6 protein-coding genes are annotated in these 8073 nt (G+C 69.8%); 5 read left to right on the forward strand and 1 reads right to left on the reverse strand.

What is annotated here, in order from left to right; genetic code table 11:
- Positions 1-337 precede the first annotated feature (337 nt).
- Positions 338-970 carry an HAD-IA family hydrolase gene (locus tag ACWF94_RS00280; protein ID WP_453483179.1) on the forward strand — a complete coding sequence of 211 codons (633 nt, stop codon included), beginning with the start codon at positions 338-340 and terminating at the stop codon, positions 968-970.
- Here ACWF94_RS00280 and ACWF94_RS00285 read toward each other — a convergent pair.
- Positions 956-2248 carry a helix-turn-helix domain-containing protein gene (locus tag ACWF94_RS00285; protein WP_453483181.1) on the reverse strand — a complete coding sequence of 431 codons (1293 nt, stop codon included), beginning with the start codon at positions 2246-2248 and terminating at the stop codon, positions 956-958. The genes ACWF94_RS00280 and ACWF94_RS00285 overlap by 15 nt on opposite strands.
- 354 nt (positions 2249-2602) lie before the next feature.
- Between ACWF94_RS00285 and fxlA the strand changes: the two genes are divergently transcribed.
- The 4 genes from fxlA to ACWF94_RS00305 all read left to right on the forward strand — a co-directional run.
- On the forward strand, positions 2603-2746 hold the full coding sequence (gene fxlA, locus ACWF94_RS00290) for an FxLD family lanthipeptide (RefSeq protein WP_453483183.1): 144 nt from the start codon (positions 2603-2605) through the stop codon (positions 2744-2746).
- 95 nt (positions 2747-2841) lie between these two features.
- Positions 2842-5913: a lantibiotic dehydratase gene (locus ACWF94_RS00295; protein ID WP_453483184.1), complete on the forward strand. Its 3072-nt coding sequence runs from the start codon at positions 2842-2844 to the stop codon at positions 5911-5913.
- The gene (locus tag ACWF94_RS00300; RefSeq protein ID WP_453483185.1) at positions 5910-7172 is read left to right on the forward strand and encodes a lanthionine synthetase C family protein; all 1263 of its coding nucleotides are present in this window, start codon (positions 5910-5912) and stop codon (positions 7170-7172) included. Before ACWF94_RS00295 ends, ACWF94_RS00300 begins: the two co-directional genes overlap by 4 nt.
- Positions 7173-7203: 31 nt before the next feature.
- Positions 7204-8073, forward strand: an 870-nt coding sequence (locus ACWF94_RS00305) for a thiopeptide-type bacteriocin biosynthesis protein (RefSeq protein ID WP_453483186.1), incomplete at its 3' end; no start/stop codon positions are given.

Raw genomic sequence — 8073 nt, forward strand, 5'->3', positions numbered from 1 at the left:
AGGAAAGTGGAACCATCGTGAAGGCTGAGAGTGCTTCATGAATCCTGAAGCTTTCTCATTGGGTTACTCGGATCGGAAGGACACCAGAACCCCCTGTCGCACACACCAGGTCAAAAGGGAGCCTCACTGTCGCCGCTGGACCGGCGTGCTTGCCTGCGGTGCCGGTATCTCTCGGCAGGGAGCTGGTGGGCCGCGCAGCGTCGCTGGGGCGTGAGGTCGTCGTCGTTGGACACCACATGCCGCCAACGGGTCGCCCTGTTGGGGTCTCCAAATCACCGCAGGCCGCGTCTGCGTGGGCGCGAGGCTGCATGTTCTCTGCGGATCGTAAGCTTGGGGGATGGCGACGACCGCTGAGCGCGCGTACGGTGGCGTGATCTTCGACTTCTTTGGGGTCCTGACGTTCAACATGGTCGAGGTGATCTCATATTTCGAGGACCGGGAGAGGCTCGCCCGGGGGACCTTTCTTCGCGCCTGGGCTGACCCGCGCGGGCAGGAGCTCTTCCGGCGGCTCGAACTCGGCCAGATCACCCAGACCGACTGGAACCACGGGTTCGCCGCTTTGGTCGGCGTTGCGCCGGATGATCTGATGGCCCGCTATCTTCACGATGCGTTCCCGGCCCACCAGGTGCTCAGTGTGGCGCGGCAGGCACGGGCTGCCGGGATCAGAACTGCGGTGTTGTCCAACAGCCTCGGGCGGGAGCCGTACGATCCCTACGCAGGGTTCGACCTGCATGGAACTTTCGATGAGGTCGTGTTCTCTGCCGAACACGGAGTGCGCAAGCCCGACCCAGCCATCTTCCGCTTGGTACTCGGCAAACTCGGAGTGCCGGCTGAGCGGTGCCTGTTCGTCGATGACAGCGAGGAGAATCTTGCTGCCGCCCATGGGCTCGGGATCACGCCGCTGCTGGCGCTGGACGAGGACGTTGTGGCCAGGCGTCTGCGTGAGGTGCTTGGCCTACCCGACTTGTAGGAACTCGCGTACGGTCGCGTGTGAGGTGTGCGCCGCCAGCTTCGCGCGAAGCCCGTCGAGTTCGGAGGCTGAGCGTGCGGAGTCCACGGAGCCGAGGCATCTGGCCGCGTGGCGTGCGCTGGCGACCGCGGCGTCCAGATCGTGCATCGCGAGATGCGCTCCGGCGGTGCGGGCCAGGTAGATCGCATGGCTTCGCGGGTACTCCTCGTCGCCGGGGTACGACGCTTCCATGGCGGCCTCGAAGCGGCGTACTGCCTCGGCCGGGTCTGCGAGTTGCAAGGCGGCCGAGCCTGCGATCATCTCGATCTCGCCGTAGTCGACCCAGTACAGGGTCTTCGGGTCGTCGTCGTGCGGTCCCTGGTCCAGCGCTGTACGGGCGACATCGAGTTGGTGCGCGCACTCCTTCTTCGCGCCGGTCTTCGACAGTGCGCGGGCCGTGCGGGCGGCCAGCATGGCGAGCATGCGAGGAGTCGCCTTCCGCTTCACCTGTTCTTGCGCTGTCTCCAGCAGTGATACTGCTCTGCCCGCCTGCCCGGGGGTGGAGTAGCACTGGATGGCGGCGAATGACAGCGCGTAGGATCCGCTCACCGGATCGCGGGCGTCGGCGGAGGCTCGGAGCGCTGCGTCGAAGAAGCGCTGGGCGATGCCGGGTCTGCCCTGGTCGAAGGCCGCCCACGCGACCTGCCGAGCAGCTTCGGACGCCATCGCATGCAGATGGTCGACGGTCGCACTGTCGTAGCGGCGTGACTTGATCAGCCTGATGATCAGGGACAGTTCGCTGCGGGCGAGTTGGTACACCTCGCCGCTGCCGAGTTCGTCATCGAGATGCCTCAGGTGATCAAGGCGGTCATTCACATGGGCCAACAGGACGGGCCCGCCGGGGAGGGATGCGGGCGTCCCGTCTGGCCGGATCCGCTCCAGGGCCGTGGACCAGTTCCTCGCCGAGACGGAGAGCGCCGCCCCGGCCGAGAGGACACTTCTGCGATCCACACTGCTTCCCCTCAGCAGACCGGCGAGAACGGTCAGGCTCCCGGGCTGGCCCCATGACCCGTCCTTGGTGGGCGCCGGACCCGTGGCGTGCAGCGCCGCCGCGAACGCGCCGCCGGTGTGCAGCACCCGGTCATAGGCGGCAGCGACGCCGACGGTCACCGACCTGTTCCCATTTTCCACGTTGCGCAGGTACGCCTCGCCGAACCCCGCCTCGCCAGCGAACCTCGCCCACGTGATGCCGGATGCCCTGCGCGCCTGCCTCATATCGTCGCGGAGCTGATGAGGCATCGGGGACAGCCTCCCCCTTGGGATCGGTGCTGGATCGGTCCATGGCATTGTCCCCCGGCTGCTGTCGGTGTGTGCTCGACTCGGCACAGAATGCAAGGATCTTCGCCCGGCTCTTGAGACCGCGTGTGAATGGCGGGTCCCAGCCCGCCGGGTGGTCATGGGGCGCACCCGGCGGCGCCCGGCCTTGTGGCCACGGCAAGCCCCCAGTTGCCCGTCCACGTCACGGCTTCCTCCGGCAAGGATCAGGAGCACAGCAGATGAGCAGGCCCGCCGGCGCCGGAACGGAGCCGTGCGACGGGGAAGGGCGTCAGCACCACCGCAGTGAGCAACATCCCTACGAGCAGGAGGATTTCTATGCACACCAGCACGATGGGACTGCAGGCCGACTGGGTCGACCTCGACCTGGATGTCCAGATCGTCACCGCCGGGCCCGTTGCGGCGGCGCTGCTGAGCAGCACTGACGACGGCTGCGACACCGACGTCAACGGGGACTGCTGATCTGATCGCGGGGGGTCTGCGGCGGTAGCTCGCCGCAGGCACCTCCTCAGCGGTGCGTCACATGATGAAGGACCGGCTGCGCGGGAGGCGCGAGGGTGAAGACGGGCGAGCGGATGCCGTACTACCGGCATGCCGGTACGGTGATGCTGCGGGCGAGCGTCCACGTCGGCGACCCGGGCCGGATGCCCTGGCCTGGACTTGATGCCGATGTTGCGCTGTGGCGCGAATGGCTGGCCGGAGTATGGGCGAAGCGTCCGGTGGCCGAGGCCGTCGCGATCGCCAGCCCCGTGCTCGCTGCGCAGGTCGACGGCGTCCTCGCCGGACGGGCGACCGACGCCGGACAAGCACGTCGTATGGCGCTGGCACTGGCCCGATACTGGGTACGAATGCACGGCCGGGCCACTCCCTTCGGTGCCTTCGCCGGAGTGACCACCGCGGGGTTCGGTCCGCGCCTGCTGGCACGGTGGGGCGAAGACCACCAGGTCCGCATGAGGGCCGACGGCCTCTGGCTCGCCCACGTGATCGCACGCCTGGAAACGTGCCCACAACTGCGGCGCCGGCTGCCGGTCGTCATGAACGACCACGCTGTCGTACGCGATGAGCGCCTGGTCGTGACCTGGGCACCCCACGGCAGCGCCAACGGATCACCGGCCGACGTGTCGGTGCGGCTGCTCCCCGTCGTGCAGACGGTCATGAGCCTGGCGCTCTCTCCTGTGATAGCTGGAGACCTGATCGACAAGCTCGCCGTACGACACCCCCAAGCCCCCGCCGCAGGGCTGGAGGCGATGGTGGGTGAACTGATGACCCGGGGTGTCCTGATCAGCAGCCTGCGGCCCCCCTCGACAACCACTGACGCACTCGCTCATCTCCTGGACCAGCTGCACGAGGCGGACGCGGCCGATCTGCCGCAGACGCGACAGCTGGTCGGCGAGCTGAAGGCGATCCGCGAACAGTTACGGCAAGCCGGCCGGGAGCCCTGGGCGAAGGGGCGGCGCAGGCGTGAGACCGCCGAGCGGATGCGCGCACTCTCCAGTGCCTCCGACCAGCCTATGACAGTTGACTTGCGGCTGGACTGTCGGCTGGTGCTGCCCCAGGCGGTGGCGGTCGAAGCCGCCGCGGCGGCCGAGACTCTCATCCGGCTGACCCCGGCCCCCACGGGCAACGCGTCGTGGCGCGAGTACCACGGCCGGTTCCTGGGCCACTACGGCCCCGACACTCTGGTCGCCGTCGACCAACTCGTCGACCCCACGAACGGGCTCGGCTTCCCCCGTCACTTCCTGACTGCCCGCCCCGGCACCCGGGAGCTGACGCCGCGCGATGAGACCCTGCTCGCCCTGGCTCAGCAGGCCGCGCTGGACGGCACCGACGAGGTCACCCTCGACGAGAAGCGGATCGATGCGCTGGCAGGCGGCCAAGGGCAGCTGCCCGTATCGCCTGTGGACCTCTGGGTCGATGTCCGCGCCACCACGACGGCCGCGCTCGATGCCGGCGACTTCACCCTGACGGTGTGCGGATTCGGCCGGCGTGCCGCCCACACCGGCAGATTCCTCGACCTCTTGGACGAGTCCGACCAAGAGCAGATCATCTCCCAATACGGCGAGCTGCCCCCCGGCGTCGACGGGGCACTCGCCGCTCAGTTGTCATTCCCGCCCCGGCTGGTACGGCAGGAGAACGTCCAGCGCGTTGCGCCCGTACTCCCCGATGTGATCACCCTGGCCGAGCACGGCGGGCCGTCCGCCCACCGGATTCCGGTCCGGGACCTTGCCGTCACCGCCGACCGGAGGCGCCTGTACGTGGTGTCGCTCTCCCGGCGGCGGGTGGTGGAAGCTCTGCTGCCCCAATCCGGGGCCCGGCACACGATGCCGCCCCTGGCGCGACTGCTCTTGGAGATCCCGCGCTCCGCCCACCCCCAGGTCACCAGCTTCGACTGGGGTGCCGCCGCCCGGCTCCCCTTCCTGCCCCGCCTGCGCTACGGCCGCAGCATCCTCAGCCCCGCCCGGTGGCGGCTCGATCCGGCCGACCTGCCCGGCCCGCCCGCGTCGGCGCGCGACTGGAACGCGGCCCTTCAGACGGTCCGCGAGCGGCGGCGACTGCCGGTGAGCATCGCGGTAGGTACGGGTGACCGGCAGCTGCGGCTGAACCTGGACGAGACCATGGACCGGGATCTGTTGCGTACGCACCTGAACGCGGCCACCAGCCCGGTCACCGTGGCGGAGGCGTCCACTCCGGCCACATACGGATGGTTCGACGGACGGGCTCACGAGATCGTTGTCCCCCTCGCCGCGACCGCCCCGGCCGCCACGGCCCCCGCGTGTCTGAAGGGCACGGCGCCCCTGCCACTGGCCATCGGGAAGCCGGAGAAGGGAGTGGTGTACGCCAAGTTGTACGGGTGCCCGGAGGTCTTCGACGCGCTGTTGACCAAGCATCTGCCACTGCTGCTGGCCCGCTGGGACACCCCGCCCGCGTGGTGGTTCGTCCGCTACCGTCACCCTGCCCCGCACCTGCGACTGCGCATGCACGACGCGGACTCCGCACGGGCTGCCGGGCACGTGGTGGCCTGGGCCCAGGGACTGCGCGAACGCGGAATCCTCAGCGAGATCAGCTTCGACACCTATCGCCCGGAGATCGGGAGATACGGGACGGGGGCGGCCATGACAGCGGCCGAGACGCTGTTCGCCGCCGACTCCACGGCCGCCCTGGCCCAGCTCACCGCCCAGTCCACCCCCAGAGGCCCGCACCCGCAGGCCCTCACTGCCGCGAGCCTCACCGATCTGGCCGGTGCGATGACGGGCAGCAGACAGCGGGCGGTACGCTGGCTCACCGACCACCCGGAACTCGCCTCAGGCGCCCCCGCAATGGACCGCGAGATCCGCCGGCAGACGCTGCGGATCACCGACGGACAGGCCTTGCACCAGACCCCCGGCGGTTCCGAGGTCCTGGCCGCCTGGGCGGTACGGGCCGAGGCCGCCGCCGCGTACGCCGCATGCCTCACCCCCGCAACCACCCGCGTGACACCGGAATCGGTTCTCACCTCACTGCTGCACATGCACCACATCCGCGCGCTCGGCATCGACGCGAAGAACGAGGCGATGACGCACAAGCTCGCCCGGGCCGTCGCCCTGGCCCAGGCCGCACGCCACGGTGCCGAAGAAGAGGACAAGGAATGACGGTGCTGGACCCCGGGCAGCGGGCCGCCGCAGCGGCCATGGCCGACGAACTATCCACCGCCCTCCTCACGCCCCCGTCGGCGGAGTACGGCGAGGACTTCAGCCCGAGCAGTCCCCGCTGGCGCGATCAGTCGCTGTCCAAGGGCGCCGCCGGAGTCGCCATCCTGCACGGCCTCCGCGCCAGGCACGGCCTTACCGAGGCAAAGACAGTGCATGCGTGGCTGGCCCGCGCCACCCGTGACGACCTCAACGCCGGGCCCGGCGCGGGACTGTGGTTCGGCGCCCCCGCCCTCGCCTTCGCCCTCCACACGGCAGTCCCCGGCACCTACCCGCGCGTCATGGACAGACTCGACGACGGTGTCACCCACCTCGTCCGCACCCGGCTCGACGCCGCCCACGCCCGCATGGATGCCGGAAGGCGACCCTCGCAGTACGAGTTCGACCTCACCCGTGGACTGACCGGCCTCGGCGCCTACCTCCTGCACCGCGCCCCGGACGGCGACCTCGTCCGCCGGGTCCTGGACTACCTGGTACGGCTGACCGAGCCGGTGAAAGCCGCAGACGAGGCGGGAACGGACGCACCGGGCTGGTGGACCCACGACAGCTCCGCCCACGACCGGGACCCCGCCTTCGCTGCCGGAGAATCCAACTTCGGCATGGCGCACGGCTGTTCCGGACCGCTCGCCCTCCTGTCCCTGGCGATGCGACGCGGAGTGGTCATCGAGGGACAGCCCGCCGCGATCGACCGCATGTGCCGGTGGCTGGAGGACTGGCGACAAGAGGCCCCGGCGGGACCGTGGTGGCCCGAGCGGATCACCGCCGGCGAACTCCGCACCGGCCGTACCTCCCAGGCCGGGCCGCTTCGCCCGTCCTGGTGCTACGGCACCCCCGGCCTCGCCCGTGCCCAGCAACTGGCCGCCCTCTCCCTGGGAGACACCGCCCGTCAGGAAGAGGCCGAGGACGCCCTCGACCGGTGCCTGTCCGACCCCCTGCAGCTCGCCCGCATCAGCGACCCGGCCCTCTGCCACGGGTGGGCCGGACTCCTCGCTACCGCCTGGCACGCCGCCGCAGACGCCGCCACCCCCGCCCTCGCCACCCACATCCCGCACCTGCTCAACACGTTCCTCGACCACGCCCGCGATACCCAACCCGAAGCACGGCCCGGCCTGATCGAGGGCAGCGCCGGCATCGCCCTGACCCTGCACACCCTGTCGACCAGTACGAGCGGAGCCTGGCCCGCCTGTCTTCTCCTCACCTGATCTCCACCACACGCCGATTGGACTCCCGACGATGAGCGACCTGGACACCCGCTGGTGGCAGATCAACCTGTGGTGCGACACCTGGCAGGCCGCCGAACAGATGGCCGTCCACCACCTGGGGCCGCTGATGACCGAAGCCGAGCAGTCGGGCGACATCGCCGCCTGGTGGTTCATCCGAAAGCGCGAAGTCTGGCGGCTGCGCGTCCTGCCCGCCGAAGGCGCCGACGCGACCGCCTTCCCCGCACACCTGACCGGCACCCTCACCGAACGTGCCGCGATCCGGTATGCCGAAGGGATCGTCTACGAGGCCGAGACCCGCCGCTTCGGCGGACCACACGCGATGACGGCCGCCCACGACCTGTTCCACGCCGACAGCCGCCACATCCTTGCCCATCTCGCCCAGCAGGACGCCGAACACCGGCGCGAACTCGGCATACGTCTCGCCACCCGCATGATGCTCGCCGCCGGCCAGGACCTCTACGAACAGGGCGACGTCTGGACCCAACTCGCAGAACACCGCGGGACTGAAGAAAGGGAGCCGTCCCCGGCAACCCTCGCCGCAGTGCAGATACTCATCACCGCCCAAGGCGACACCGACGGCAGTCCTCTGGCCCGGCGACCGGAATGGCCCGCCGCCTTCGAGGCCGCCGGAAGCACCCTCGCCACCCTCGCCCACCATGGACGGCTCACCCGAGGGCTGCGGGCCGTCCTCACCGATCACCTACTGTTCGCCTTCAACCGGCGCGGCATCTCCGCCTCCCACCAGAGCATCCTGGCCACCGCCGCCAGCCGCGTGATCTTCCACCGCGAACTCATGCCCGACGAGACTCCTCGAAGCACCCGGACCGACCCCGCCCAACCCACTAGAGTCGGACCAGTGACCATGCACTCCACCGACGCC

This window comes from Streptomyces sp. NPDC055078 (genome assembly GCF_053607985.1).

What these genes read in the sequence shown, in the direction of transcription:
- ACWF94_RS00285 (WP_453483181.1), bottom strand. Translation starts at nt 2,248, where the DNA reads ATGCCTCATCAGCTCCGCGACGATATGAGGCAGGCGCGCAGGGCATCC.
- ACWF94_RS00280 (WP_453483179.1), top strand. Translation starts at nt 338, where the DNA reads ATGGCGACGACCGCTGAGCGCGCGTACGGTGGCGTGATCTTCGACTTC.
- ACWF94_RS00300 (WP_453483185.1), top strand. Translation starts at nt 5,910, where the DNA reads ATGACGGTGCTGGACCCCGGGCAGCGGGCCGCCGCAGCGGCCATGGCC.
- fxlA (WP_453483183.1), top strand. Translation starts at nt 2,603, where the DNA reads ATGCACACCAGCACGATGGGACTGCAGGCCGACTGGGTCGACCTCGAC.